The sequence below is a fragment of the Wolbachia endosymbiont of Diaphorina citri genome (assembly GCF_013096535.2).
Lineage (GTDB): Bacteria > Pseudomonadota > Alphaproteobacteria > Rickettsiales > Anaplasmataceae > Wolbachia.
This window is the reverse complement of sequence record NZ_CP051265.2, coordinates 1139706-1165363: the sequence shown is the minus strand read 5'-3', so window position 1 is coordinate 1165363 and position 25658 is coordinate 1139706. Positions and strand designations below refer to the sequence as shown.

At 34.1% G+C, this 25658-nt stretch carries 29 protein-coding genes, 1 pseudogene and 1 riboswitch; of the genes and pseudogenes, 15 read left to right on the top strand and 15 right to left on the bottom strand.

All coding sequences use genetic code 11. From position 1 onward, the window contains the following. Positions 1-84: 84 nt before the first annotated feature. Positions 85-238, bottom strand: a pseudogene (locus HGO49_RS05495) (IS481 family transposase); the annotation flags it as partial. Positions 239-451: 213 nt separating this feature from the next. Here HGO49_RS05495 and HGO49_RS05490 point away from each other — a divergent pair. Both HGO49_RS05490 and HGO49_RS05485 read left to right on the top strand, forming a co-directional pair. Then, a complete protein-coding gene (locus tag HGO49_RS05490; protein WP_017532533.1) occupies positions 452-1195 on the top strand; it encodes a hypothetical protein in 744 nt (247 codons plus the stop codon). A 228-nt stretch (positions 1196-1423) separates the two neighbouring features. Then, the gene (locus tag HGO49_RS05485; RefSeq protein ID WP_017532532.1) at positions 1424-2476 is read left to right on the top strand and encodes a hypothetical protein; all 1053 of its coding nucleotides are present in this window, start codon (positions 1424-1426) and stop codon (positions 2474-2476) included. On the opposite strand, the gene HGO49_RS05480 is transcribed toward HGO49_RS05485, so the two are convergent. Beyond that, entirely contained in the window at positions 2466-2990 is a 525-nt protein-coding gene (locus HGO49_RS05480) for a gamma carbonic anhydrase family protein (protein ID WP_017532531.1), read from the bottom strand. The genes HGO49_RS05485 and HGO49_RS05480 overlap by 11 nt on opposite strands. A 116-nt stretch (positions 2991-3106) precedes the next feature. Between HGO49_RS05480 and secG the strand changes: the two genes are divergently transcribed. From secG to ccmA, 6 genes are all read left to right on the top strand, one after another. After that, positions 3107-3427 carry a preprotein translocase subunit SecG gene (gene secG / locus HGO49_RS05475; RefSeq protein WP_007302593.1) on the top strand — a complete coding sequence of 107 codons (321 nt, stop codon included), beginning with the start codon at positions 3107-3109 and terminating at the stop codon, positions 3425-3427. After that, positions 3427-5034 (top strand): CTP synthase, encoded by a 1608-nt coding sequence (locus HGO49_RS05470; protein WP_017532530.1) that lies wholly within the window; start codon positions 3427-3429, stop codon positions 5032-5034. Before secG ends, HGO49_RS05470 begins: the two co-directional genes overlap by 1 nt. A gap of 39 nt (positions 5035-5073) precedes the next feature. Then, a complete protein-coding gene (locus tag HGO49_RS05465) occupies positions 5074-5367 on the top strand; it encodes a hypothetical protein (RefSeq protein ID WP_007302591.1) in 294 nt (97 codons plus the stop codon). Between the two features lie 17 nt (positions 5368-5384). After that, positions 5385-5792 (top strand): nucleoside deaminase, encoded by a 408-nt coding sequence (locus tag HGO49_RS05460; protein ID WP_010404879.1) that lies wholly within the window; start codon positions 5385-5387, stop codon positions 5790-5792. Positions 5793-6034: 242 nt separating this feature from the next. After that, entirely contained in the window at positions 6035-6466 is a 432-nt protein-coding gene (locus tag HGO49_RS05455; protein WP_017532529.1) for a hypothetical protein, read from the top strand. Between the two features lie 199 nt (positions 6467-6665). After that, complete coding sequence (gene ccmA / locus HGO49_RS05450) at positions 6666-7289, top strand: heme ABC exporter ATP-binding protein CcmA (RefSeq protein WP_017532528.1); 624 nt, start codon at positions 6666-6668, stop codon at positions 7287-7289. A 62-nt stretch (positions 7290-7351) separates the two neighbouring features. On the opposite strand, the gene argS is transcribed toward ccmA, so the two are convergent. The 4 genes from argS to ubiE form a co-directional block, all read right to left on the bottom strand. Further along, positions 7352-9058: an arginine--tRNA ligase gene (gene argS / locus HGO49_RS05445; protein WP_017532527.1), complete on the bottom strand. Its 1707-nt coding sequence runs from the start codon at positions 9056-9058 to the stop codon at positions 7352-7354. A gap of 113 nt (positions 9059-9171) precedes the next feature. Next, entirely contained in the window at positions 9172-9390 is a 219-nt protein-coding gene (locus HGO49_RS05440) for a hypothetical protein (protein WP_017532526.1), read from the bottom strand. Positions 9391-9624: 234 nt separating this feature from the next. Continuing rightward, positions 9625-11325 carry an ABC transporter ATP-binding protein gene (locus HGO49_RS05435; RefSeq protein WP_017532525.1) on the bottom strand — a complete coding sequence of 567 codons (1701 nt, stop codon included), beginning with the start codon at positions 11323-11325 and terminating at the stop codon, positions 9625-9627. A gap of 166 nt (positions 11326-11491) precedes the next feature. Then, positions 11492-12190 (bottom strand): bifunctional demethylmenaquinone methyltransferase/2-methoxy-6-polyprenyl-1,4-benzoquinol methylase UbiE, encoded by a 699-nt coding sequence (ubiE, locus tag HGO49_RS05430; protein WP_017532524.1) that lies wholly within the window; start codon positions 12188-12190, stop codon positions 11492-11494. A 149-nt stretch (positions 12191-12339) separates the two neighbouring features. Between ubiE and HGO49_RS05425 the strand changes: the two genes are divergently transcribed. The 3 genes from HGO49_RS05425 to HGO49_RS05415 all read left to right on the top strand — a co-directional run bounded on the left by HGO49_RS05425 (position 12340) and on the right by HGO49_RS05415 (position 14957). Then, positions 12340-13488, top strand: coding sequence for a Bcr/CflA family efflux MFS transporter (locus tag HGO49_RS05425; protein ID WP_017532523.1), 1149 nt, complete (start codon positions 12340-12342; stop codon positions 13486-13488). 78 nt (positions 13489-13566) lie between these two features. After that, entirely contained in the window at positions 13567-14025 is a 459-nt protein-coding gene (locus HGO49_RS05420) for an ankyrin repeat domain-containing protein (RefSeq protein WP_017532522.1), read from the top strand. After that, positions 13974-14957: an ankyrin repeat domain-containing protein gene (locus tag HGO49_RS05415; protein ID WP_017532521.1), complete on the top strand. Its 984-nt coding sequence runs from the start codon at positions 13974-13976 to the stop codon at positions 14955-14957. The genes HGO49_RS05420 and HGO49_RS05415 overlap by 52 nt, the downstream gene beginning before the upstream one ends. 725 nt (positions 14958-15682) lie before the next feature. Here the strand turns inward: HGO49_RS05415 and HGO49_RS05405 are convergent. The 8 genes from HGO49_RS05405 to pgsA all read right to left on the bottom strand — a co-directional run bounded on the left by HGO49_RS05405 (position 15683) and on the right by pgsA (position 21748). Continuing rightward, positions 15683-16363 (bottom strand): thiamine diphosphokinase, encoded by a 681-nt coding sequence (locus HGO49_RS05405; protein WP_040754787.1) that lies wholly within the window; start codon positions 16361-16363, stop codon positions 15683-15685. Continuing rightward, the gene (locus HGO49_RS05400; protein ID WP_017532519.1) at positions 16335-16619 is read right to left on the bottom strand and encodes a SemiSWEET family sugar transporter; all 285 of its coding nucleotides are present in this window, start codon (positions 16617-16619) and stop codon (positions 16335-16337) included. Before HGO49_RS05400 ends, HGO49_RS05405 begins: the two co-directional genes overlap by 29 nt. Next, positions 16608-16710, bottom strand: a riboswitch (TPP riboswitch). It overlaps the preceding gene by 12 nt. Positions 16711-16786: 76 nt before the next feature. Then, positions 16787-17698: an SPFH domain-containing protein gene (locus HGO49_RS05395; protein WP_026092701.1), complete on the bottom strand. Its 912-nt coding sequence runs from the start codon at positions 17696-17698 to the stop codon at positions 16787-16789. A 7-nt stretch (positions 17699-17705) separates the two neighbouring features. Continuing rightward, positions 17706-18644, bottom strand: a complete 939-nt coding sequence (locus HGO49_RS05390) for a M23 family metallopeptidase (protein WP_026092700.1) — start codon at positions 18642-18644, stop codon at positions 17706-17708. A 3-nt stretch (positions 18645-18647) separates the two neighbouring features. After that, the gene (locus HGO49_RS05385) at positions 18648-19388 is read right to left on the bottom strand and encodes a YebC/PmpR family DNA-binding transcriptional regulator (protein WP_017532516.1); all 741 of its coding nucleotides are present in this window, start codon (positions 19386-19388) and stop codon (positions 18648-18650) included. 7 nt (positions 19389-19395) lie between these two features. Next, the gene (bamD, locus tag HGO49_RS05380) at positions 19396-20082 is read right to left on the bottom strand and encodes an outer membrane protein assembly factor BamD (protein ID WP_007302577.1); all 687 of its coding nucleotides are present in this window, start codon (positions 20080-20082) and stop codon (positions 19396-19398) included. Positions 20083-20149: 67 nt separating this feature from the next. Next, positions 20150-21106 carry a hypothetical protein gene (locus HGO49_RS05375; protein ID WP_017532515.1) on the bottom strand — a complete coding sequence of 319 codons (957 nt, stop codon included), beginning with the start codon at positions 21104-21106 and terminating at the stop codon, positions 20150-20152. Positions 21107-21205: 99 nt separating this feature from the next. Beyond that, on the bottom strand, positions 21206-21748 hold the full coding sequence (gene pgsA / locus HGO49_RS05370; RefSeq protein ID WP_017532514.1) for a CDP-diacylglycerol--glycerol-3-phosphate 3-phosphatidyltransferase: 543 nt from the start codon (positions 21746-21748) through the stop codon (positions 21206-21208). Between the two features lie 121 nt (positions 21749-21869). Between pgsA and HGO49_RS05365 the strand changes: the two genes are divergently transcribed. Genes HGO49_RS05365 through grxD form a run of 3 tightly spaced genes read left to right on the top strand, consistent with a single transcriptional unit; the run spans position 21870 to position 23786 of the window. Further along, the gene (locus tag HGO49_RS05365) at positions 21870-23189 is read left to right on the top strand and encodes a malic enzyme-like NAD(P)-binding protein (RefSeq protein ID WP_017532513.1); all 1320 of its coding nucleotides are present in this window, start codon (positions 21870-21872) and stop codon (positions 23187-23189) included. Positions 23190-23227: 38 nt separating this feature from the next. Further along, positions 23228-23446: a BolA/IbaG family iron-sulfur metabolism protein gene (locus HGO49_RS05360; RefSeq protein ID WP_006012412.1), complete on the top strand. Its 219-nt coding sequence runs from the start codon at positions 23228-23230 to the stop codon at positions 23444-23446. A 16-nt stretch (positions 23447-23462) separates the two neighbouring features. Further along, positions 23463-23786 carry a Grx4 family monothiol glutaredoxin gene (grxD, locus tag HGO49_RS05355; RefSeq protein WP_017532512.1) on the top strand — a complete coding sequence of 108 codons (324 nt, stop codon included), beginning with the start codon at positions 23463-23465 and terminating at the stop codon, positions 23784-23786. A gap of 127 nt (positions 23787-23913) precedes the next feature. Here the strand turns inward: grxD and HGO49_RS05350 are convergent, their stop codons facing one another. After that, a complete protein-coding gene (locus HGO49_RS05350) occupies positions 23914-24996 on the bottom strand; it encodes an efflux RND transporter periplasmic adaptor subunit (protein ID WP_026092699.1) in 1083 nt (360 codons plus the stop codon). Between the two features lie 216 nt (positions 24997-25212). On the opposite strand from HGO49_RS05350, the gene HGO49_RS05345 reads away from it, so the two are divergent. Continuing rightward, positions 25213-25476, top strand: coding sequence for a hypothetical protein (locus tag HGO49_RS05345; RefSeq protein WP_017532510.1), 264 nt, complete (start codon positions 25213-25215; stop codon positions 25474-25476). Positions 25477-25658: the final 182 nt, after the last annotated feature.

The following is a 25658-nucleotide window of genomic DNA, read 5'->3' as shown; positions in this document are numbered from 1 at the left end:
ACAACTTAGCCTAGCAAGCAAGAATTAACTAACAGAAAAATTGAAAACATATCAGCCTCTTAATGTAATGCTACCAATATTTTTCTAAAAAGCAATATGTTTTCTATTCAGGAAAGTCTACATCGCCATAACAATATTTACTAGAATGAGGTCTTGTCTCACTGTAAAAACACAACCAATGATCAACGTCTATCTGAAGATCTTCTAATGAATTGTAGATTGTTTTACAAAAAAAGAGGAGTAAAATGAGAGTTCAGTAACTTGATGTAGAGTTGTACTGCCTTTTCATATTTGAAGCAAGTTGTTATTCCATCTCAAACCATAGCACAAAGTAAATATGGCAATTTATACTAAAATTTTCTGTTTATGAGTTATATTATGTAAAGATACTATTTGACATTGAGCTTTAAAGATATTATGTGATAGCATTATTTAATATGTGAGGTTTATTATGGCTAAAGTAAGTGCTGGTGAAAACTCAAAAAAGCTCAAAAATAGTAAAAATCAGCCTATGTCGCCAAAAAAGTTCAAGGGCAGTCAGTTTATGTCACCAAAACGGAGTCAGAATTCCGGTGAAAAGCTATGGAATGCATTTCACGCATTAATGAACGTAATATCGGAGCTAGAAGAAACAAAGGTTACAGTGGAACTAAAAAAAGATGAAATATCAGAAGAACAATTAAATAAAATAATAGCATTAAAAAATCAAGCAGCAGAAGAAACAGAGCAAATAATGATGCCATATTTCAAGAAAATAATAGTAGAATTGAAAGGAACAAAAATAGAGAAATTGTCTACGGAGCTAAAAAAGCTGGCAGAAGTACAAGGTGAAAAAATACAAGAGTTATGTAAGAAACTAAAATCAGGTACTGGAACAGAAGAAGATCAAAACAAACTCAAGATAGCAGTAAAAGGATTAGCAAAAGAGTATTCCAAAGAGCTCACAAACTACGTATCTGATTCAAATCCGATAATGTTGTACACTGCTGTTATTGGTGTTGGTCTTGCTGTTGGGCTGGTAGCAAGTACTATACTTGAACATACAACTAGACTAAGTATGTTAGCAATAATTATCATAGCTACAGCATCTGCATTCGTAGCTGGTTGTGCTACATACGCAACACTAAGACCTAATACTAAAATAGATGAATCAAAAGAAGTCCAAATAAAGAGTTCTCATCACTCACTTTCCTAATCACACTTTAATTCAAGCTTTATCAGTTTTATTCAAGTTGCTTCTAAAAGGAGAATATCAATGGTGTTCTCCTTACTGATTTGGTTAAAATGCAGAAAACGCCTATGTCAAAAATTTACACAGATGTTAAGTGCTGCCACTAATTCCCAGTTAGTACAATTTGTGTATCTTATTGACATATTTAATTTATTCTGTTACAATTTTTAGTAATTAGATTGGGGTAAAACAATGAAGAGTTTTAAATTGCTACTTAATCGAGTCAGACTTTCATGGATTAGCTTAATATCAAAAGTAAAGAGCTTTTTTCAAACTAACGATACACATTATCAAACAACTGCTAGCAATGGAAATGATCATACAAGAAAAATAAGTGTAGAAAATACAATAGAGGCGAAAGTTAATGAAGAGGATGTATGGTATAATTCTCTGAAAGAACAAGAGCCAGGTGAAAAAGAAAGAGATCTGGATGAGGAAGAATTTTTTGATGCTATTGAAAATTTGGATGAAGAGGAAGTGAGTGCTAACATAGAAGGAAAAGAGTATGAAAAAAATAAGTACTATAGTCTACAAGATGGTCTACAAGAAAAAAATGAATTTGATCACACAACGCACACTCTTACACTTGCTTTTGAAATTGAAAAGCCATTTCCAGACTCTGACCTTAGTAAATTTAAGTTATGCGAACTTAAGCAAAATGGTGATAAATATACGTTTATCTTAGAAAATGATCAGAAAAATCGAATAGAATTACACTCTGAATATCTCAATATTTATTTTCCTAAGTATTTTGAGAAACACAGTAGAAAAGGAGCATACACTGAACTTTTTTCTCAAGAAGAAAATGAAATTAGAAATGATATTATCATCCCATTACAAGTTCCAAAAGAGGTAAGCATACTTACTGAAAAGTTCGGCTGGATGAATCCCATAAGAGCAAAGATACAGTCAAAAATACCAGATTCCCCAGAAGATATAGATCTCAAAGATTGCAAAGATCATGTAAACTTCTATCTTAATTCAAATAATACTATATCTCTTTTTCTAACGTCAGCACCGATAAAATTTGCAGCTAGATTATCAGGTACTCCAACAGAAACAAACTGGCCAATAAAGGATATTCTAGTCAGAGGTAGTTTTATTAATCAGCATATTGATAAGCAAACTAGAGTTGAAAAAGTGATTGAGCCTTATATTGATAAGCATTCTATAGTTGAAGAAGCTTTTGAAGTAGTTAACGTAGAATGTGCATCAGAGCTGAAGATTTCTCAACCTAGCATATAGCCTTATATTCTTTTATCAGCATGATATAATTTTGTGCAGATTGTGTAATATGTTTAATTTCCTCATCTGACATTTTTTTGAAGAATTGTGCTGGCCTGCCAGCCCATACTTCACCACTTTTTATCACTTTCCCATGCGTTACCAGTGAGCCAGCAGCTACCATAGCTTCAGACTCCACAATCGCATGATCCATTATAACAGAGCCCATACCAATAAATGCTTTATCATGTATCGTGCATGCATGTAACACACAAAAATGTCCAACCGTCACCATACTACCAATAATCGTGTCACCGCCTGGATTTCTATCTACATGAATTACGGTGCCATCTTGAATATTCGTTTCATCACCTATTTTGATTGATCCAACATCTCCTCTGATCACACAATTAAACCAGATACTCGCATTCCTTCCTATTTCAACGTTACCTATGATATGCACACCATCTGCGATAAAAGAACTTTCATCCATTTTTGGTTCATAATCTTTGTATTTTAAAATGTGATAGCTCATAATTTAAATGAGGTTTAATACATACTTGGATTCCAGTAGTCAAGTTACTCGGGTAAAGATATTCTTGACTTATGATCCTTATGCTCCTAAAATCTTTATTTTTAGCTCTATTAATAATGTCAGTAACAGTACTTAGTGTACTTCAAATAATATTAGTTGTTGTATTGGTAATTTTAGTACTCCTGCAGCCACCTGGAAGTAGTTCATTAAGTGGCTTTAGTAATTCACAACAGGGAATGAATTCAATAATTCCGGTAAAGTCTTCTGAAAATCCACTCAGTAGAATAACTTCTATAGTTGCTGGATTGTTCATTATAAATACACTGTTACTATCAGGATTATGTTCAAAAGATGTACATAAAAAATCAATTGCAGAGAAGATTATATCAGAAAAGAAGCAAGAAGGCCAATCAACCTCTGTTCCATTTGAAAATTAATGAAAGAAACCAAGTTTATCTTTGTTACAGGTGGAGTTGTTTCATCACTTGGTAAGGGTTTAGTTGCTTCAAGTGTGGGAGCACTTCTTCAAGCTCATGGATTCAATGTTCGCATCAGAAAGCTTGACCCATATCTCAACATTGATCCTGGAACAATGAGCCCAGCTCAGCACGGGGAAGTATTTGTTACTGAGGATGGTGCTGAAACTGATTTAGACCTTGGACATTACGAGCGTTTTACTAAAATTAAAGCAACCAAGGACGACAATATAACAACTGGTAAAGTATATAATAAATTATTAAAGAAGGAAAGGTGTGGTGATTATCTAGGCAAAACTGTGCAAATCATTCCTCATGTGACAGATTTAATCAAATCTTTCATTTTTAATGGTACAGAAGATTTAGATTTTGTAATATGCGAAATAGGCGGAACCGTAGGTGATATTGAAAGCCAACCGTTTTTGGAAGCTATACGCCAAGTTAATTATAAACTAGGAAAGCAAAAAGTTATCCTTATTCACTTAACTTTAATACCATATCTCACTGCAGCACAAGAATTAAAGACAAAACCGACACAGCATTCAGTTCGAGAGTTAAACTCTGCGGGGTTACAACCAGATATTATATTATGTCGCAGTGAAAAAGAAATTTCCGATAATCAAAAAGAAAAGATAGCCAATCTTTGCAATGTTTCTTTATCTAACGTAATACCTGCTCCTGATGTAAACCATATATACGAGTTACCGTCCTTGTATAATCAATGTGGGCTCGGGACACAAATTTTGGATCACTTTCACTTAAGTAAGCCAAAACCAAGCTTACCTGAATGGGACCAAATAGTACACTCTATGAAACATCCAACACAAGAAGTTATCGTTTCCATAGTAGGAAAATATACTGAATTTCCTGACGCATATAAATCACTGATTGAAGCATTAAACCATGGTGCAATTATTAATAAAGCTAGAGTGAAGATAAATTGGGTCAACTCAAGAGAAGAGAATGGAAAATCTATAGATGCAAAGTTTATCAGAGAAAAATTACAAAGCTCCAATTCAGTCCTTGTTCCAGGAGGATTTGGTGATAATGGAATAGAAGGTAAAATATTAGCAATAAACTATGCCCGTGTAAATAACATTCCTTTTTTAGGAATATGTCTTGGTATGCAGCTTGCAGTGATTGAATTTGCTCGCAATGTCATTAAGCTTGAAGATGTACACTCTGAAGAATTTTGTACCTGTAAGCACCCAATCATTAAGCTAGCTAGCGATAAGAACGTTGATCTTGGTGGGACTATGAGACTTGGAACATATAAATGTAATGTAAATCCAAATTCAAAAATGGCAAATGTGTATAGTAGTGTCACTATTTCAGAAAGACACAGACACAGATATATAGTTAATTTAGATTATAAAAATAACTTAGAAGAGAATGGAATGACATGCAGTGGTATATCAGAAGATAAAACATGCATAGAGGCAGTGGAGCTAAAAAATCACTCATGGTTTATTGGTGTGCAATTTCATCCAGAATTTCAATCAAGACCATTTTCTCCTCATCCTCTCTTTACATCATTTATTAAGGCAGCTATTGACAATAGAGTTTAATAGAACTGAATAAACTCTATTCTAATAGAGAGGTAAAAAATGTTACTAAGAAATAGTAAAGATAGCATTACATATGGATCTGCGACCTTCGAGGAATTGAATAGGCATGTAGAACAAATAATATATAAATTAGAGGAGGATCAAATTATAGAGGATATAATGGAAGAAGTAGTTGTAGCTATAAACGAACTAAAATCGGTAGAAGAAATAAAAAAATATTTAAAGCGAGAAATAGATAGCCTTGTAAAAAGGACAATAGTCCTTAGTGAATTCTATAACCTAGAAAAAATAGAAAAGCCAAGAAAAGAAAATTATATTTACCCAAGCACCTAATGTTTAAGTACCAATACATGGAACTTGCCATAGAGCAAGCAAAACTTGCTCAGAAAGATGGCGAAGTGCCAATAGGTGCTGTAATAGTTAATGGAAACAATATCATCTCCTCTGCACACAATATATCTAATGATCCAACTGCACATGCAGAAATGTTAACAATTAGACAAGCATTTTCAACTTCCACGCTTTATGAAGCTGAAATGTACGTAACGTTAGAGCCGTGCCCGATGTGCGCTCAAGCTATCTCTTTTGCAAAAATTAAACGTCTGTACTTCGGGGCTTACAATCCCAAAGGTGGAGGAGTTGAAAACGGCACTAGAATATTTCAATTCTGTAACCACATACCTGAAGTTTATGGTGGAATATTAGAAACAAAATGTTCTCTTTTGTTAAAAGATTTCTTTGAGAAATTGAGAACTTAGTTTAAGCTGTGTGATTATGATTATTGTTCTGTTTTGCATTAACTTGCTTTTTGTACGAGGTTATCACTTAAGCGCAGAAGTTGCTTTATCCAGCATTAAAACCTGAGAGTTTTTAAGCTTATGCATTCCTTTTATCCTTCAGAAAGTTTTTGTCTACTATCTTTATTCAGAAAAAAAATTGTAAAATTTCTATAGTTATGGTATAATTGTAAATACCGCTTGCCAATAAGCTGAGTATAAAAATGCCGTTCGGACAGATCATTACATATAGCACGATATTACTTGCTATAATTGCAGTATTTATCTTTTTGAGAAAAATATACAAAAATCACATTAGAAAAATTATATTTCCTCTAAAAGTTCTCAAAGAAGAGTGGGAAGAAAATAGAAAATTTAATGAATTATATCAAAAAAATAAGCAAAAAGAGTTGATGAAACAACAGGAAATGCTAAGCGAGAAGCAAAAAGATATGCAAGTTTACAAAGAAGATCTAGAAATAATTGATATAGCAAAACCGCTAGGTAAATGGACAAAGATGGTTATGATGGGTAGTGGTTTAATGAAGCATTTTGCACAATTGATACACAGAGAAGGTGAGAAAAAAGGATTTTGGGAGCTGTTTATCAAAGCTCAGTCTTCAACTAAGGGTAAACATAAAGGAAAAGGCAGATGACGTATCCATTGTCTAATATGCTTTCTAGCATTAAACTTCTTAAGTTTTATAGTCAGTCAAGCAATGAGATGACACCATCTGCTACCTACAAACCCAATGTTCGTAGTTGTATTTCAAACACTGACTGTTTGTTGTGCAAGCTATCCAATGTTCATACACTGAAGTGTTTAGCTCCAAGTTCTTTTTAAAGGTTCAGTAGATGCTTGAATGTAAAAATCTATCCTGTGCTCGTAATAACAAAGTATTATTTAAAAACCTCAATTTTAAAGCTGAGCCAAAATCAAAAATCTTAATCACTGGTCCAAATGGTAGCGGCAAAACCAGCTTAATCAGAAGTTTATCCGGACTCTTACCGCCAGTATCAGGTAATGTAAGATATTGCGGAAAAGACATATATGATGACCCAAAATCCTATATACCCTCTATGGTCTATATAGGCCATAAAAATGCCTGTAAAGATAGCTTGACAGTTAGTGAAAACATAGAATTCTGGGCAAGAATACGGAATACTAAAGAATTAATTACGGCAGCTGCTTATTGTTTAGAGTTGCAGCCTGTATTTAACATTAGATATGGTGAACTTTCTGCAGGATGGAAAAGAAGAGTTGCGCTTGCTCGCCTTTTAATTTCTAATGCAAACATTTGGCTGATAGATGAACCATTCTGTAACCTCGACAGTATAACGTGTGAATTAATATTGAATCTGATCTCAATACGCTCTGAGCAAAACGGTATAGTAATTATTACAGGACATAGCTCTACAGAACAATTATGTGACTTCAAGACAATCGACATACGTGATTTTAACAGACCTCTTGTATAATTTTTGGCCTTATTGTACTTACATCAATAATTTATTATCACATTTAATATTACGCATTAAAATTAACTCATCTCTTTCAAAGGCTCTATATTAAAAATCGAAAGTCCAGAAGCAATGACGTGTGCTAAGGCTTGGACGAGAAACATTCTTGCAGCGGTGAGGTTTAAGTTATTCTCCAGTATAAACCGCATATTTAAATCACTTTTGCCATATCCCCATAAAACGTGAAACGCTTCTGCAACTTCAAGTAAGTAGAAAGTGATTCTGTGTGGTTCATAGAGCCTTGCCGCTATTTCTACCACATCTGGCCACTTTGCTAAGATTTTTATGAGGAATAACTCTCCACCTGTCTTTAAAAGTGAAGGATCTGCTGTTGGGAGCTCTTTTGGAGCATTACGCATTAACGAATGAGCACGGGCGTGCGCATATTGCACATAAAAAATAGGGTTGTCTTTTGATTGTTCTTTAACTTTAGCAAAATCAAAGTCCAAGACCATATCATTCTTGCGTGTTAACATTATAAAACGAGTGATATCCCTACCAACTTCTTCCACTACATCCCTGGCTGTAAGAAAGTTTCCTGATCTTTTGGACATCTTAACAGGTTTGCCATTCTCAAAAAAATTCACAATATTATGCAGTTTTACCTCTATCTTTGCTTGATCATCACTGAGCGCAGAGACAACTGCTCTAAGCCTTTTAATATAACCGCCATGGTCACTGCCGAGCTCTACGATCATATTGTTAAAACCACGCGATATCTTATTAAAATGGTAAGCGATATCCGAGGCAAAATAAGTCCAGCTACCATCCTCTTTTTTTAGTGCGCGGTCAACATCATCACCAAATTTTGTGGAGCAAAACAACATTTCTTTTCTGGCAGTCCAATTTTCGCTTTCTTTGCCTTTTGGTTTCTCCAGGTACCCTTCATACACTAGACCCTTGCCAGACAATATCTTTATACTCTCTTCAATTTTGCCACTTTTTTGTAGCTCATACTCTGAAGTAAAAACATCATGATTTACTCCAAGTAAGTTCATGTCTTCCTTTATGATTTCTAAGATAGAACTTAAAGTATAGTCTCTAATCACTTGATTATCTTGCTTTTCTAGAAGCTCTGCGCCATATTTTTTGGCCAGCCCAGTCCCTATTGGTTTTAAATATTCACCTGGGTATAAACCTTTTTCGATGCTGATTTTTTCTCCCAGAGCTTCCTTATACCGCAAATATACTGACCGAATTAGCGTATCTATCTGCGCTCCAGCATCATTAATATAGTATTCCTTAGTAACTTTATAACCAACTTTTTTCAATAAATTTGCCAGAACGTCACCAAATACTGCCCCTCTTGCATGACCAATATGCAGTGGACCAGTTGGATTTGCAGATACAAATTCAACATTAATGGCCTGATTGTTCCCTATATCTAGGGTGCCAAACTCTGTTTTTAGCTCATTTATTTGTTTTAAAATTCCATGCCACACTTCTATTTTTAAGTGCATGTTGATGAAACCAGAGCCTGCTATTTCCACTTTTGCAACTTCATCAAAAAGTTCAAATTCTTTGGCTAAAACCTCTGCAATTTCAATGGGATTCTTCTTTTCATGCTTTGCAAGCACCATAGCAACATTTGTGTAAATGTCTCCATGGACTCTATTGCTTGGAGGCTCTATGATAAAGTTTGCTGCACTTGTGCTTATAACACCCCTTTGTTTCAACTCATTCAATTTACTAAAGATTAGAGAGGAAATCTGCTTAAAAATGTTCATCAACTAGAAAAACTATGAAAACCTCCAACAATATAGCGAATAAGTGGGGCTAGTTGAAGAATTATCTTAACTATTTTACTTTCCTGGATTAAATGATCTAGGAAAGTTATAGTTTATATTAAGACGTTGTCGTAATCATGGTAAGAGAAAGCCATACCTTCGCTGTAACCATCATTACCAGCATCAGACTCTTCAACATCATCAGTTACTACCTGATCTTCAGTTGTGATTTTATCCTTGATCGTCTCGTCTACACCCTCATCACTATAAGAAAATTTGTTAGTATATGAATAGCGATTATTGATTTTATCACTATAGTTATGTTTTAACATAGAGACCTCCTATACAGTCAAAATTGGAATTACATTAAGATAGAACAAGCTATGAATATAACGTGAATGAAAGAAACTACAGATCACGAAATTTCCGGATAACTATGGAACCATTATAAAATAATAAAATTAAAAAATTAAAAAATTAAAAACTTTAACATTAAATCTAGCATACTCATTAAATCAACAACGATATAGCTTAAATTCTCTTTTAATTTACACAATATTTCATGCCTACTTTATCTTCGCCAGTTTTGTATACAGCCCATCTTTACTCATTAGAGAATCATGAGTACCGACTTCTTCCACTTTCCCGCAATTAATCACTATAATCTTGTCAGTTTTGAGTGCGGTTGATAGCCTGTGCGTAATTATAATTGTTGTTCTGTTTTGCATCAACTTGCTAAGTGCTTTTTGCACTAGGTTCTCACTTTTATAATCAAGGGCAGAGGTTGCTTCATCCAGTATTAAAACCTGAGGATTCTTTAGTATTGCTCTTGCTATTATAATACGTTGTTTTTGTCCTTCGGAAAGTTTCAGTCCTCTTTTTCCTACAAATGTATCAAATTTATCCGGCAGCTTATCAATAAATTCGATCGCATAAGCGCTGATAGCTGCTTGCTTCACCTCTTCATATTCAGCATCTGGTTTACCATATAGTATATTTTCCATTATTGAGCAAGAAAATATCATGTGATCTTGTGGTACTAAGCCAAACAGCGATCTTAGATCATTTAGCGCAATTGTCTTAATATTCTGTCCATCGATAGTAATACTGCCTTCACTTGGATCGTGAAAACGGAGCAGAAGCTTTAAAATGGTGCTCTTGCCACTGCCAGATGGTCCAACAATTGATACTGATTGGCCTGCCTCTATAGAAAATGATACGTTATTTAATGCTGGCTTATCAGCATAAAAAAATGTTACATCGTTAAACGCAATTTCTTTTTGAATACTATCAATTCTTATAGGATTTTCGCCATTTACTATAGAGCTTTTCATGTTCGTAAACTCAAACAAACGCTCTACAATTCCAAGACCTCGTTGTAGGTCACTGACGTTATCGCTCAAATTGTTGACAGCTCCTGCCGCAAGCGCTGAATAAAACACAAATGAGGAGAGTTCTCCAATAGTTATATTATTGCTTAAGACTTCTTTTATTCCAAAAAAAAGCAAAATAACTAGCGAACCTATCACACACGTGATAACTAGAGTTACTAAAATAGCACGCAAGAGTACTAATTTTACGTATGATTTTGATACTGAGTTTAGATGTTTCTGAAAACGAATTTTTTCATTTTCTTCTAGTACAAATGATTTAATGGTTACTATAGATCTAAAATTTTCCTCACTAAATGATGCAAGCTCACTTAATTTATCCTGAGCAAAGCGTGCATAATTGCGTACTTTTTTCCCAAGTGAAGTCATGACAATGAGCAGTATAGGTATTATTGCAGCCGCATATGCGGTTAGATGTAGATTTGTATACAACAGCATTGCAACACTACCAGTTAGTACCACAAAATTCCTCAATATTGTCAATAAGCTGCTGTTTATTATCGATTGCAATGCAGAGGTATCAGTAATGAGTGCTGAGATAACATCTTGCACACCTGTATTCTCAAAGAAGCTTGGTTGTAAATCAGTAATACTGCTATATAAGTCATATCTGATTCTTGCGATAACTTTTTCGCTGCCAATGCCAATGAAATATAACCGAATAAATGCAGTGAGAGAGATGCCTAAAACTATCAGTATTGCAACTAATAATTTAGTAATAAAATCATGCTCTGCACCAGAATCAATTATGTTACTTAAGCCTTTGCCAAAAAGAAGAATCGTTAAAGCTGAAAATAGAACTGCAATAAACGCTACGGTAAAATAATGTAAACTAGGTTTTATATAGTAAAATAACTGCTTAATGTTAGATTGCATTTTATTTTAAAGTTAAGTATTTAGCTTCAGGAAAAAGTTACAGCATTAGTCTACAGTGTACTTCCTTAGAACAATACGTTCAAGAAACTTTAGCTTGATTTCTACTGAAGGAAAAACGCTGCGAAATTACAGAAAGTTAGCAAAAAACTACTGAATAGACCAGAGTTTATTTTGTTCCAATGTGTAACGCCACTATTCCATAGCTCATATTATAGAACTCAACATTCTTAAAGCCTACCTCTTCAATTTCCATTTTAAAATTAGTTTGAGTTGGAAATTCTCTTATGCTTCTTACTAGGTATTCATAAGAACCCTTATCTTTAGCAACTATGCTACCAATTTTAGGAATTACTTTAAATGAGTATAAGTCATAAAATTTGGTGAATATCTCATTTTGATAATGCATAGGGGCAAATTCCAAGCAGACAAATTGTCCATTTGGCTTTAGTACCCTATATGCTTCACTTAAAGCCTTCTTACGGTCGGAAAAGTTTCGAATACCAAAAGCTACTGTATAATAATCAAATTCGGAATCTTCAAATGGTAAACTCTCTGCATTTGCACATACCCAATTGAAATTTAGCTGATTTGAATTTATAGCTTTATCACGCCCTTTGTCCAGCATGTTTTGATTTATATCACATACTGTAACTTGAGCACTTGGCTCCCCTCTTGCTATTCTTATAGCTATATCTCCGGTTCCTCCAGCAATATCCAAAACCTTGGAGTTCTTTTTAAAATGCACACTACTTACCATCTTCTCTTTCCATAGCCTGTGCATTCCAAGGCTCATTATATCATTCATGATGTCGTAGCAATTTGCTACAGAATCGAAAACCTCTTTAACTAGTTGTGATTTATCCATATTTTATATAGAGATTGCTTACATAATTATTTTAAACTTTAGCAGTTAAATTAATATACTAATGAGAAAAATATACTACAATTAAACATATTTAATCCAGTAAATCATTAGTGTCGACAGCTTTTTCACAAAATATCATCTCTCTTATTATGATATTATCTGTAGCAGTTGTTGATATGGCAACAGACTTATACTCAGTTGCATTGCCAAGTATTGCCAACTATTTTAAGGTGAAAGGTAATATAGCGCAGCTTACGATCAGTTTAAATTTAGTAGGAGTTGCAATATCTGGATTAATTTATGGCCCATTGTCAGACTATTATGGTAGGCGCCTAATAATGCTTATTGGTATGACAATTTTTACTTTGGCAAGTATTGTATGTTGCATAGCTGATAATATTATACTTTTAATATTAATCCGTTTTATACAAGGAGCAGGAGCGGGTGTTGCAGGCGTTGTCGGATATGCAGCAATCAGGGATATGTACTCAGGTAGTGAATACTCAAGAGTAATCTCAAAGTTAAATATGGTAGTAGCACTTTCACCTGGAATAGCTCCAGTGGTAGGCAGTTATATAATTTCACATGGTTATAGTTGGAAGTTTTTGTTTTTTATCATATCACTTGCCGCAATTATTATGCTCATTTTTATTTACTTGAAGCTGCAAGAAACGCTGACTGTAAATAAAAGTAAAGCCAGTATTAATATCTTCAAGCAGTATATATTAATATTTAAGAATTATCGTTTCCTTGGATTTTCAACCATTCATGGATTAACTTTCATGTGGCTTTGGGCATACATTGCTAACTACCCGTTCATATTTGAATCAATGGGCGTTGAAGTACAATATTTTGGCTATCTTATATCAATCATAGTTATATTTTACATAATTGGAACTTTAATTAACAGAAGGTACGTACCAAAAATAGGGGTTAGCAAGATGCTAATAATAGGTTTGGTACTACCAATAATATCCGATGGTTTGTTGGTATATTTTTATTTCATAAACAAGTTGAGCGTACTTATTCTTCAAGTTATTTGGATTCCAAGCAATATTGGCCTTGCACTCGTAATCAGCAATAACGTAACTTCTGCTTTAGAAACAATCAAGGGTATAGGGCTTGGTAGTGCAGTCCTCTCATTCTGCAATATGATGTTTGGAGCTATTGGAATATATATAGTAGGAAAATTTTTTCACTATAGTATTTTACCAAATTTACTGTTAACAGTTGCATGTTCTACAGTTGCAGTTTTTGTATATGTTTTACTCAAATACACTGAAAAACACGAAGGATAATCATTATTTCTACAACCCAGATTTCATGAATTATTAATTACCTTACTATAGTAATGCAATTTTATAGAGAAGTGTTAAATGAATTATTCAGTCAGAGATATAGATTCTAAGCTACTTAATGCTGCTGAAAGAGGTGATATTGATAAAGTAAAGCATCTAATAAACGAAGGGGCAGATGTTAATGCAAAAGACGTTTATGAAAAGACTCCTTTACACTGGGCTGCTGAAAAAGGCCATAAAGAGATAGTAGAAATTCTATTAAAGAAAGGAGCAAATGTTAATTCAGTAGCATTTCTAGACATAACTCCTCTACTCTTTGCTGCTATGGAAGGACATGAAGATGTAGTAGAAATTTTATTGAAGAGAGGAGCAGATGTTAATGGAGTAGAAAGTTTTAGTGGAATGACTTCTTTATGGCTGGCTGCTCAAAATGGTCATGAAAGTTTAGTAGAAGTGTTATTAACAGCAGAAAAATCGATATTAGCATGTATCCTCAAGCATTACGTTTTGCTGCTAGAAATGGCCATGAAGGCGTAGTAAAAGTATTATTAAGAACAAAAGGAATAGATATTAAAACACTTTCTGAGGAACTAGGCTTGGCTGCTGAAAATGGTTATGAAGGTGTAGTAAAAGCGCTACTAACAGCAGAACAAGTCGACGTTGATAGGTATTTTTCAGCACTATATTTTGCTGCTGCAAATGGTCGTGAAGGTATAGTAAAAGCGCTACTAACAGCAGAACAAATTAGTGTTTCAGAAAAAGATAGTTTTGGAAAGACTACTTTACATTGGGCTGCTGAAAGAGGTCATATAGAGATATTAAACACTCTATTAGGCAAAAAAGCGAGTGTTAATATAAAAGATAATTATGGAGAGACCCCTTTACATTATGCTGCTAAAAATGGTCATATAGAAATAGTAAAAATTCTATTAGCAGTAGACGGAATCGATATCAATGTAAAAGACAAGGATGAAAAAACTCCTTTTGATTTAGCTAAAACAGAAGAAATAAAAGCTCTATTATTACAAATCATAGAAAAAACTGATGACAGTTCAGCATCGACAGATAGTGAAGGAGATCAAGAGGAAGATACTGAGCAAGAAGGTAATGTGCAACCAGTGATACAAGTAGAGGAAAAATCACAGGAAATCATTGTAGAAGAAGTCAGTGATGTACAAATTGAAGATGCTGATAATGGACATTCTATTGACATAGCACTTACACAAAATGGTGTTAATCCACGAAGTGAATCATCAACAAATGAAGAACAGCCGAGCTCTTTTTTTGATAATTTGCTTAATATAATTATGAAGCCCTTTTCTTTAATTGCATCATTTTTTGGTGGTTTTTTTTCATGGTTGTTTGGATCTGATGAACCATCAACTGAATCTGATCAAATAATTACACCAAGTAACTCAGGAGGAGAGGAGCTAACAAACTATCAAGAGGGTGATAATAATATTATATAATAGATTTCTTGCATAACTGGAATGCAAAAGTTGATGTCATGAAACCAATTAAATTTACGGAGTATAATGGATTCCAGACTGGAATGACGCTCTTTTGGTGCACAACCTTTGGTGTATTACGAAACGATTCCCATTCAAGACAATGTCATCCCAGTGCTTGACACTGGGATCCAGAAATTTTGGGTACAAAAGTAATCCTAAGTTTTTATTGATGAGATTACGAAAGAGTGGATCCCAGTGTCAAGCACTGGGATGACAATAAGGAGCTACCTGAATGACAAGAAAAGACTACTTGAATGACAAAAAAGGGAGCATTGGCTTGCACATTCCCCTGAACAAATACCTTGATACATTAAAGTTTCTAGGTTTGAGTAGTGAAATCCGATCAGTATGAAAATTAGCAAACTCCTTTTTATTCGCTGTAGAATAAAATTTTTTATTTTAATGAAAAAATTGCTTCCGCATATTCAAGATGCCATTATAATGATGGTAGAGATATTTAGAGAGCTCAAAATCTATCTCGGTCTGCAGACCTTTTAACCAATTTTTCAATAAAAATTCAGCCACATCTGTTGTGTGTACATTCTGAATCTTTTTTATACAGGAGGATTTTATGTCTAGAATTCCAGATACTTGACCTTTACTTTAGCTAATAACAGGCGCCTGTAGTTTTTATAATTAGTGTTAACACGGTTTTTCTACTTTTTTTTTCTTAATGTTTTAACTCAATACACACCATCATCATTTACTGCTTCTAAATATATCATTGCTAAACACACGCCACTGTGTATTTCTATAGATAACTCATTGCCTAAACTTCGATTAAAGCAAGAATTCTTTCCTGGAAAAGCAAGGTTACTAAGGTACAGTTCCCATTTTAATCCTTTAGTTGACAGTTGAGCTCTTGGTATACCAAGCAAGGATATTTTAGTATTTTTTTGCAGGGAAGAAAAATGTGTCATACCTTTTTGTAGAATGCAACCTACCATAGGAGGTATAGGGGTGTAAAAGATACTATCTGTACTTAAAAAAACGTTAATATTTTGTAGTATATGATCAATTGCTCCTCCAGTAATACCCGTTACTATTGATGGCAATAACTTTACTGTTTTTAAGTGAGCCATTGCTTTAGAAAAGTCGCAATAATCTTGATCAGGTAGATATACTGTATTTAAATTAGCACGTAAATTCGGATTTATACTATCCAAATCTCCTATTACAAGATCAGGTTTTACGCCAATTGATAGAAGCTTATTTGCCCCTCCATCTACAGCAATAACAGGTATATCTTGTTTAAAAAACGATGAATCAGGTATTTCTCCATTTAATACTACAATAGAACGATATTCTTGCTCCACGCTACAATGTAGCATATGGTTATAAAACGCTTCGTGCAGTTTTTGCATCGTAGTAACATTTTTGAACAATTGATATTATACTGATCACTAATCCAGCAATATTACTGAGTATCACAAAAGTTAAACCCTGACAAATACCGTAAATAAGCCAAGATGATGAACAAATAAGATAATTCACCAACATTAGCATCGATACGTCACGAGTAAGTTTTGTGATATATGCTCTATATACTTGAGGCAATAACCCAATAAGAGATGTAATGAACGCGATGAAGCCAAAGCATTCTTCAATATTTATATACATACATTTTCCTACGTTTGTTTTAACAAGATCAGGTTCAAAGGGTTGTACTTTATGTACTCTCAGCTTTTTTAGAGCACCCCTAATGCGTGTAATTTATAACATCATTTAGTCTATTAATCAAGAAATTAACAGTGACTTGCATTCATGAAACCCAATCGGCTTCTATGCTAATTATTATCCAAGCTAATCGTCGGTTGTGCATCTTGCTCAGAGATCAGAGCAACTAGCAAATTGTTTATCAATTGAACCTTTTGTTTTCCATCCAATTGTAAGCTTTTATTTTTTTCAAAATGGGCTATTACTTCTTCGATAATTCCTATTGCATTTTGCACTATATGCTTTCTTGCAGAGGTGATAGCATGCGCTTGTTGACGCCTCAGCATTGCTTGTGCAATCTCAGATGAATAGGCCAAATGCGATATTCTTGCTTCTGCAATTTCAATTCCAGCAATATTCAATCTTTGTTGTAGCATTGACCGCAATTCATTTGAAATTTTGTCAGAGTTTTTACGCAAAGATTCTTCATCATTTTCGCTATCATACGGATAATTACTTGCCAGTTCTCTAATTACCGAGTCACTTTGCACAAAAACAAAATCATGATAATTATTAACATTATAATATGCCTTCGCAGGACTGCTCACTCTCCAAACAATTACTACTGAAATCTCTATCGGACTTCCATTAGCATCATTAACTTTAATTTTTTCTGTATTGATATTTTGAAATTTTAGAGAAATGACATGTTTGTTTGTAAATGGGATTGTGATAAACATTCCTGGTTTAAAATAAGTTCCAATATAATGACCAAAAAATTCTATCACTCTTGCTTCATTAGGATGATTGATAAAAAACCCTGTAGGTAAAATTATGAATAGGATCACGAATAGGATCACAAATGGGATTATTAATACTAAAGCAGTACCATCCATTGAAACCAGGCTATTGTGTATTAAAGCCAGAGTATCATACATCGCAAGTAGTGATAACGGTATTGCCATTACTATTACCGCTAGTATTAATGCAGGAAAAAACCGAATTTGACTCAAATTTCTATCGTTTATCGTATTCTTATCCATATTGTCTTTAAACTTCTTTTTCACTTGCACCCTCTCTGCCGATTATTTCATCTACCTTACTTACAAATAATTTAAACTCTCTTAATTCACGATCAGACAACTTTATCTCATTGCCATGAGCTATCGTAAGCGGATCAATATGTTTACCATTATATATAACTTCATAATGTAAATGAGGTCCTGTTGCAACACCAGTGCTACCAACATAAGCGATGATCTGCCCCTGCTTTACTTTAGAGCCTAACTTTATATCGCCACTAAATTTGCTTATATGCGCGTAACAGGTTGAATATTCATTTTTGTGTTTTATTTTGATGTAATTTCCATAGCCACCATTCTTTCCTATATATTCTATCACACCCTCTGCAGCAGCGTATATGGGAGTGCCAAGTTTAGCTGCATAATCCACTCCTTTGTGAAAAGCAATTTTACCGCGAACAGGATGCTTTCTATTGCCAAATTTTGAGGATATGCGATAATCTCCATTTAAAGGATTTGCAAAAATTTCGCCATTTTTTAAGCTTATTCCTTCTTTATTAAAATACCTTTCTTTACCATCTTGCGATTTATAATGATATAAACTAATAGCTTTCTTGTTTATTGTCAGTGAAGCATATAAAATTTTTTCTTCAGTCTTCTGATTATTAGGCAATCTCTCAAAAAGAACCTCCAATTTACTCTTCGGCACAATGTCTTTTTTAAAATCAACACCGAAATCTTTATATATGTTGATCAATTTCACCAATGTATTTGGCGCCAACCCTTCCGTGGCAAAAAAGGAAGATTTTATGGTACTGGATATGAATAACAACTTTCTATCACTTTCTGTCGTCAAAGTAGCTTTTTTTTTTCTGATTCCATGCTGGAATGGCTGTGCAAGATCTGTTGATGTTTCAGCGGTATATAACGGTAAGATAAAGAGCAGCATAAATACAATCAGCTTCATCATTTAAACAGCATCAACAAAAGTAAAATTACCTTCCACATACTGTACATCATCATTATCTTCTAATTCTTCAACCAATGCAGATAATTTATCAATCAACTCTTTATCGCTAATTTCAATCAGATCTTTTGGCTGCCATGAAAGACGAGCAAGTTCTGGTTCTCCGAATTTTGCATAAAAGGCATCGCGTACTTTACCAAAATCTTTTATTTCACAAGTTATAACGTGTAATCCTTCTTTGTCATTTTCCTCAACATTCAATACTTCTAATTCAATTCCATAGTTAAATAAATCTTCAAAATTCATATCCTCTGCTTTATAGACAATTAAGCCTACATGATCGAAAAGGTAACTCACACCTCCTGTTTCTCCCAAATTACCGCCTTTGCGAGAAAAGATATAACGTATCTCAGAAGCAGTTCGGTTGCGATTATTTGTCAGAGCATGAACAATAAGTGCAGTACCAGAAGGTCCGCAGCCTTCATATTGTATTTCTTCATAACTTTCTCCAGCAACGTTACCAGCTGCATTTTTTATTGCTGTTTCTATTTTATCTTTTGGTAGATTTTCCTTTCGCGCAGCAAAGATAGCAGAGCGAAGACGTGGATTGAGTTCGGGATCAGGCAGCCCTTGTTTTGCAGCAACTGTTATTTCCCTAATGAGCTTCGTAAATTTTTGCGAGCGCTTTGCATCCTGAGCACCTTTTCGATATTTTATATTTGAAAACTGTGAATGACCAGCCATAAGAAAACTAATTCACCCCTTCTACTAACATATTTTCATACTGCTCAGCTTCTAAGTCAAGGCCAAGAGCTAAGTGAGCTGTTATTAAATAACTAATAACTCTAGAAGAATATTTAGAATCTTTATTGCTTATCATATCTTGAAAACGCTTAATTGCTGCTAAATATTCACCACGCTTTAGGTAAAATTCACCAATAGAATACTCTTTTTTTGATATATGTTCTGTGATTAATTTTTCTTTTTCTTTGATCTCTTCTATATATTCGCTATTCGGAAAAAGATTAATATATTCAGTAGCTAGCTCTAAAGTTTTATATGCAATTTGTTGCCCAAGCTGCACTTTATTAATTTGCATGTAATAAGATAATACTCTTAAGTAATATACATATGGCAAATCTTCACCATTTGGATAAACGTATATATAATCATCCATATCACTTGCAGCACTGCTGTAGTTACCCATATTATAGTAAGAAACTCCAGATAATAATTTTGCTTTCATTGCCCAATAAGATAAAGGATACAAATCCTCTATCTTTTGAAATGCTCTAATAGCTTGCTTATATTTTTTCTGATCATAAAGCTTAACTGCCTCCTCATATAGTTCAGTTTCAGTGTGTTCAAGATCATTCGCATATAACTGCGTGAAGGGGCAAGTCAGAAGAAAAAAGCATATGATTAAAGTCTTATACATAAGATTTTTTTTGATCAAAATAAAGTATAGACTAAATATTACCTAAATAAACAAATTTTTGGCATTATCATCGAACGAAAAGCGTCTCTTGGCCACCATTACCTATATTGCTCGCACCACCACCTATTGCAACACCCTTTCCACTCACTTCTACGTTCTCTAGCTTTCTACTATAAGAATGTGTGATCAATCCACTTCCTACCATCAAAAGAGCAATACCTACCAGACCTAAAGCAGGCCCAACAGCAGATGATGCTAATGCTACTCCAGAAATCAATATTATTTTCCTGATTAGTAATAAAGAAGAACCAGCGAGCATTAACTTAGCTGAAGACATATTGCTTGTCTTTTTTTCAAACTTCTCATCAAAGTCTTGCTCTTTTTCTACTTCATATTTTTTACTTTTCTTGTACTCGCGATAGCAGAAAGTAGCATTCGCTACAAAGTAAAATAGACTAGAAATTGAAAAAGCTACGTCTCCTATTATTCCTTGCTCCAATGCTTCACCTACTATGCTAGCCACAATAACTAATGTAACTAAAGCAGCATCAGCATAGTTAAAGTAATCATCAACGGTACAAGGAAGGTCTCTCTTTTCTTTTTCTACTGTTTTCCCACTTTCAATATTCTCCAATTCTCGTTCTTTTTGTGCTATTTTTCTATTATTATAAATTAAATATAGCGTGCAAATAAGGGATAAGACTGTGAAAGGTAATATAGTATGGCCTAATGAGCTGCTTATAAGGCCAAGTAATACCTGATCGCTACATGTTTTTTCGAGCTCAATTGCCATCAATAATGCAAATGGAACCATTGTTACCAATGATACACATTTCCTATGTAGCTCTCTTTTTTTTAGTGTTAATAGTTCTTGTTCGAGCTTTTTGCTTTTTTCTTCCTCTCTTTCTTTTCTGACTTCTTCATCAACTGTTGGCCAAAAATCCCAGAAAAAATCTTCCATTTTAGCACCTTTTTTACCTTTGGATCTTTTTAAAAAAAACTTAGTGCCTGTAATACTAGTCATATGAACAGACCAACTTATGAACTAATACATTATATAGGATTTTAATTACTAAGTCAATATTATAAAATTATTAACTTTCTTTGTATACTCTTAAGCGATTCAGTCAATCTGTTTGATGCCAGCTAGAACGTAATTATAGCCTGACCACATAGTCATAACAGCTGCAGCCCACAAACAAATCACACCTATGTATTTAGTTATTTCATAATCACTCATTATTAACGCCACTATAGCAACCATCTGCAAAAATGTTTTAATTTTCCCAGCCTTACTCACAGGTAAACTAACGTTTGTAGCTATCAAGAACTCCCGCAAGCCTGAAACTAATATCTCCCTACAAACAATTATAACTGACGGTATAATTGTAATATCATCTATCTTATGCTTATAAACTAGCATGATTATTGTTGAAGCTACTACTAACTTGTCGGCAATTGGATCAAATAACTTGCCAAAATTCGATTGGACTTTCCATGCACGCGCTAAATAACCATCAAAAAAATCTGTAATGCACGCAAACATAAAGATCAATATTGTTATTAGACTTGCATACTTACTCTCTATATAAAAGCTTGATATTATTGCCGGTATTGCGAGCGCACGAGAAATTGTTAGCAAATTAGGCACGTTTTTCTTAAGCATGTCACATCACCCTACGTAGTAGATAAATTTATACAGAAGTACAATAGAGTTCACAAGCTAATAGTTGAACATTCATAAAAACCCCATATACTTAGGAAATTACTAACAATAAGCTCAAAGCATGAATAATGATTTAGATAACACCACAAAACAAGAAGCACTTAAGTACCATAATAAAAGTGGTAAACCTGGTAAGGTATCAGTTATACCAACAAAACCCTTATCCACACAGCATGACCTATCACTTGCTTATTCTCCTGGTGTTGCAGCCCCATGCCTTGCAATAGCTAAAAATCCTGAGGATGTTTATGATTACACAGCAAAAAGCAATTATGTAGCTGTTATTTCAAATGGCACCGCAGTACTGGGACTTGGTAATATCGGTCCTCTTGCTTCAAAACCCGTCATGGAAGGCAAAGCTGTTTTATTTAAGCGTTTTGCTGACATTGATGCAATCGATATAGAAGTTGACACAGAAAATATAGAAAATTTCATCAATGCAGTAAGGTATCTTGGCTCAAGTTGGGGGGGAATAAATCTAGAAGATATAAGATCTCCTGATTGTTTCATAATAGAGAAACGTCTAAATGAATTGATGGATATTCCAGTTTTCCACGATGATCAACACGGAACTGCAGTGGTTGTTGCAGCTGGTATAGAAAATGCCCTCGATATTGTTGGAAAGAAATTAGGAAATGTAAAGATCATCATGAATGGTGCTGGAGCAGCTGGTATTGCGTGTTTGGAAATACTGAAGTCTATGGGTGCTAAGAACATAGTACTATGTGACAAACAAGGAGTAATACACAAAGACAGAAAAGAGGATATGAATGAGTGGAAAGAAAAATATGCAATTGACACTAAAGAACGTTCCTTGCTCGATGCCATAAAAGATGCTGATGTATTCATCGGACTCTCTGCAAAGGATGTGCTCAGTGAAGAGATGTTAAAAAGCATGGGTAAAGACCCAATCATTTTTGCTCTTGCTAACCCTGATCCAGAAATAAGGCCTGAATTTGCAAAATCTGTAAGGCCAGATGCAATAATTGCAACTGGTAGGTCAGACTATAACAACCAAGTCAATAACGTAATGGGATTTCCTTACATATTCAGAGGAACACTCGACGTACATGCAACGACAATAAATGATGAAATGAAAATTGCCGCTGCAGATGCAATAGCAAAGCTTGCTCGCGAGCCAGTGCCGCACGAGATATCTGCAGCCTATGGTGGTCGTAAAATGAGCTATGGACGTGAATATATAATACCTACTCCATTTGACCCAAGATTAATTTCTATAGTATCTCCTGCTGTTGCAAAAGCTGCAGTTACCTCAGGTGTAGCAAGAAAGGAAATAAAGGACTGGAATGAGTATGCAAGTCAATTAAAATCTCGTCTTGCTAGTGCTCTCAGCACGCTGAATCTATTGTCTTCACAATAATCAATTGCATATTTTAGACTTATAATTAAAATAAACTGATGACTATTACAATTCACGAGTTAGAGAAAATTATCAAACAATCATTTCCTGATGCTGATATAAAAATTAAAGACCTTGCTGGAGATGATGATCACTACCATTTAAAAATAACTTCCAAGTGTTTCTCTGGAAAGACAAAAATAGAACAACACAGAATGGTATATAAGGCTCTTGAAGGTCAGTCTATACATGCATTGCAACTAGAAACTGGAGCTTAAAATTAAGGTAATATTTATGAACAACTTTCAACAAATAAAAAAAGACATAGCAGAAAACGATGTAGTGCTGTATATGAAAGGCACCTCTGACTTTCCTCAATGCGGATTCTCTGGGCTCGTCGTGTCAATTCTCAAAAAATTGAATGTAAAGTTCAAATGCATCAACGTACTTGAGAATGATGAAATACGTCAGTCCATAAAAAGTTTTTCTGATTGGCCAACAATTCCACAATTATATATAAAGGGAGAATTTGTTGGTGGCTGTGATATTACCCGTGAGATGTATGAAAAAGGTGAATTACAAAATTTGTTAAAAGAAAAAAAGGTTATTGCGGAGTAAGTTTACACAGCAGAGTGGCAAAATAAAAACATAGTGTCAGTGTCCAGACACTGCCTTCTTTTCTGGATTTCAGTGTCAGCTACTTGAATGACAGAACTCGATGTCATGAAAGTAGCTGACACTGGAGTTATACCTTATCACCAGGCTTAACAAATAGATGGCCCAATGTTATTAACTTTATAGGCTTATCTTCGTTATTTACCACCACCCAAACACCATCATCTTCATGATCAACAATTTCTATTGCTGTAAATACTACATAATTATTGTCATCAACAATCTTTATTCCAATAATACCATCGTCATTTAAGCTCAAGGCCGAAGAAGGAATTTTATATGCAAATCTTTCACCTGAAGGGAGGCTTACACTAGCAGTCAGTCCTTGCAAGGATATAATCTCATTATCAGTTACCTTTACCTCCACTCTATAAGATCCAGTTTTAGGCTCAGCAATTTTACTAATAAAACTCACTTCACCTACTAATTCCCTTCCGTCTAGCAAATTAATTTGCGCTGCACTACCCAGTTTTATTTTATTTACTTCATTTTCTGAAACATACAACACTACAAGAACCTGATCAAAATTAACTATGTCAGTTATCTTATGTCCAAGATTAACAAAATCCCCTTCATTTACGTTGATCTTATCTACATAACCATCAATAGGAGATTTAATCGCAGTGTTTTCTAAATCCAATTCTAGCCTTTTTAGGTCAGCTTTTGCACTCTGCAATGCAGTAAAAGCTGATTCCACTTTTATTTGTGCTCCATACCCTTTTTTATTCAATTTTCGAGAGGAATCATACTCAATTTCACGCTGATTTAATAAAGCTTTGGCTTTCTCAACTTGTGCAACTCTGTCATAATCTTCTATCTTTAAAATTACATCGCCTCTTTTTACTTTTTCACCATCAGACAAATAAATAGCAATAACTTGACCACTTGTTCTTGAGACAAGGCTTGCCCTATGCAAGGGATTTACTGTACCAGAAAAATTTAAATATACAGTGCGACTTTGTGGAGTATAATCCTGAGTTTTTACTGAAAAACTACTAGTTGGATTATCACTATTAACTGCTTGATCTTTTTTTAAAAACGTACTGTTGATAAAAAACAGTAGAATAAGAGCAATACTGGAAACAATGATTACTTTGCTTCTCATCCTTAAGCAGTAAAATTTATTGACCAATCTTGTTAGAAATAACTGCATAAACTTTCGAATCAAAAGTGTAAGTATAATACATCTATTGTCACTCTATAAACAGTTTTATGTGAGCAAATTTTCCTAAAATTAAGTAAGTTTGCTAAAATGCAATTTTTAATCAAGAAACCTTATCCGAAAAGTTATTATGTCAATATAAGAATTAACATTATATTAGCATATAAGTACTAACGTGGTATTAGTTCTATAATTAAGGAATATATTATGACAAATCTTATACTCAATCCTCCATTTCAATGGAAGGCACTTCATGATTGCTATAGAGAATGTGAAGAAAAATCACCAGGTAATAGTTGGCAGGTAACAGCGGAGCGAAATAACTGCAAGTGGTACTGTCGTCTGAAAGATACTCATGGCTTATTTAAATCTGATTCACAAGAAGAGTCGACACCTATTGATATAAGTAGTACATTCAGAGAGATTGGAAATAAATTCTATGATCTTGCAGATTCAGTGTCTGTTCTATAGTAAAATAAAGGATCAAAGTTCAATTAGTAAGTCTACTTTTGTAGACTTACTCTCTCATATTGACTCAACTGCAGCGCTGAAGTGCTAATGCCTGAGCTTTTTTTTACTGACTTTCCGTATTTTCAGGAAGAGGAGATCCTATTAACTCTATCTTGGTCTGTTGTACAACAATGTTCGTACAG

Bases quoted from the DNA above. Each gene is read 5' to 3' on its own strand.
- HGO49_RS05460 (WP_010404879.1), top strand. From the start codon at position 5,385: ATGGAACTTGCCATAGAGCAAGCAAAACTTGCTCAGAAAGATGGCGAA.
- HGO49_RS05425 (WP_017532523.1), top strand. From the start codon at position 12,340: ATGATATTATCTGTAGCAGTTGTTGATATGGCAACAGACTTATACTCA.
- secG (WP_007302593.1), top strand. From the start codon at position 3,107: ATGTCAGTAACAGTACTTAGTGTACTTCAAATAATATTAGTTGTTGTA.
- HGO49_RS05365 (WP_017532513.1), top strand. From the start codon at position 21,870: ATGAATAATGATTTAGATAACACCACAAAACAAGAAGCACTTAAGTAC.
- HGO49_RS05420 (WP_017532522.1), top strand. From the start codon at position 13,567: ATGAATTATTCAGTCAGAGATATAGATTCTAAGCTACTTAATGCTGCT.
- HGO49_RS05390 (WP_026092700.1), bottom strand. From the start codon at position 18,644: ATGAAGCTGATTGTATTTATGCTGCTCTTTATCTTACCGTTATATACC.
- HGO49_RS05360 (WP_006012412.1), top strand. From the start codon at position 23,228: ATGACTATTACAATTCACGAGTTAGAGAAAATTATCAAACAATCATTT.
- HGO49_RS05480 (WP_017532531.1), bottom strand. From the start codon at position 2,990: ATGAGCTATCACATTTTAAAATACAAAGATTATGAACCAAAAATGGAT.
- HGO49_RS05455 (WP_017532529.1), top strand. From the start codon at position 6,035: ATGCCGTTCGGACAGATCATTACATATAGCACGATATTACTTGCTATA.
- pgsA (WP_017532514.1), bottom strand. From the start codon at position 21,748: ATGCTTAAGAAAAACGTGCCTAATTTGCTAACAATTTCTCGTGCGCTC.
- HGO49_RS05435 (WP_017532525.1), bottom strand. From the start codon at position 11,325: ATGCAATCTAACATTAAGCAGTTATTTTACTATATAAAACCTAGTTTA.
- HGO49_RS05400 (WP_017532519.1), bottom strand. From the start codon at position 16,619: ATGTATATAAATATTGAAGAATGCTTTGGCTTCATCGCGTTCATTACA.
- HGO49_RS05485 (WP_017532532.1), top strand. From the start codon at position 1,424: ATGAAGAGTTTTAAATTGCTACTTAATCGAGTCAGACTTTCATGGATT.
- HGO49_RS05470 (WP_017532530.1), top strand. From the start codon at position 3,427: ATGAAAGAAACCAAGTTTATCTTTGTTACAGGTGGAGTTGTTTCATCA.
- HGO49_RS05395 (WP_026092701.1), bottom strand. From the start codon at position 17,698: ATGGATAAGAATACGATAAACGATAGAAATTTGAGTCAAATTCGGTTT.
- HGO49_RS05405 (WP_040754787.1), bottom strand. From the start codon at position 16,363: ATGCAAAAACTGCACGAAGCGTTTTATAACCATATGCTACATTGTAGC.
- HGO49_RS05375 (WP_017532515.1), bottom strand. From the start codon at position 21,106: ATGACTAGTATTACAGGCACTAAGTTTTTTTTAAAAAGATCCAAAGGT.
- HGO49_RS05385 (WP_017532516.1), bottom strand. From the start codon at position 19,388: ATGGCTGGTCATTCACAGTTTTCAAATATAAAATATCGAAAAGGTGCT.
- HGO49_RS05415 (WP_017532521.1), top strand. From the start codon at position 13,974: ATGTATCCTCAAGCATTACGTTTTGCTGCTAGAAATGGCCATGAAGGC.
- HGO49_RS05350 (WP_026092699.1), bottom strand. From the start codon at position 24,996: ATGCAGTTATTTCTAACAAGATTGGTCAATAAATTTTACTGCTTAAGG.
- HGO49_RS05345 (WP_017532510.1), top strand. From the start codon at position 25,213: ATGACAAATCTTATACTCAATCCTCCATTTCAATGGAAGGCACTTCAT.
- HGO49_RS05440 (WP_017532526.1), bottom strand. From the start codon at position 9,390: ATGTTAAAACATAACTATAGTGATAAAATCAATAATCGCTATTCATAT.
- bamD (WP_007302577.1), bottom strand. From the start codon at position 20,082: ATGTATAAGACTTTAATCATATGCTTTTTTCTTCTGACTTGCCCCTTC.
- grxD (WP_017532512.1), top strand. From the start codon at position 23,463: ATGAACAACTTTCAACAAATAAAAAAAGACATAGCAGAAAACGATGTA.
- ubiE (WP_017532524.1), bottom strand. From the start codon at position 12,190: ATGGATAAATCACAACTAGTTAAAGAGGTTTTCGATTCTGTAGCAAAT.
- argS (WP_017532527.1), bottom strand. From the start codon at position 9,058: ATGAACATTTTTAAGCAGATTTCCTCTCTAATCTTTAGTAAATTGAAT.
- HGO49_RS05490 (WP_017532533.1), top strand. From the start codon at position 452: ATGGCTAAAGTAAGTGCTGGTGAAAACTCAAAAAAGCTCAAAAATAGT.
- ccmA (WP_017532528.1), top strand. From the start codon at position 6,666: ATGCTTGAATGTAAAAATCTATCCTGTGCTCGTAATAACAAAGTATTA.
- HGO49_RS05465 (WP_007302591.1), top strand. From the start codon at position 5,074: ATGTTACTAAGAAATAGTAAAGATAGCATTACATATGGATCTGCGACC.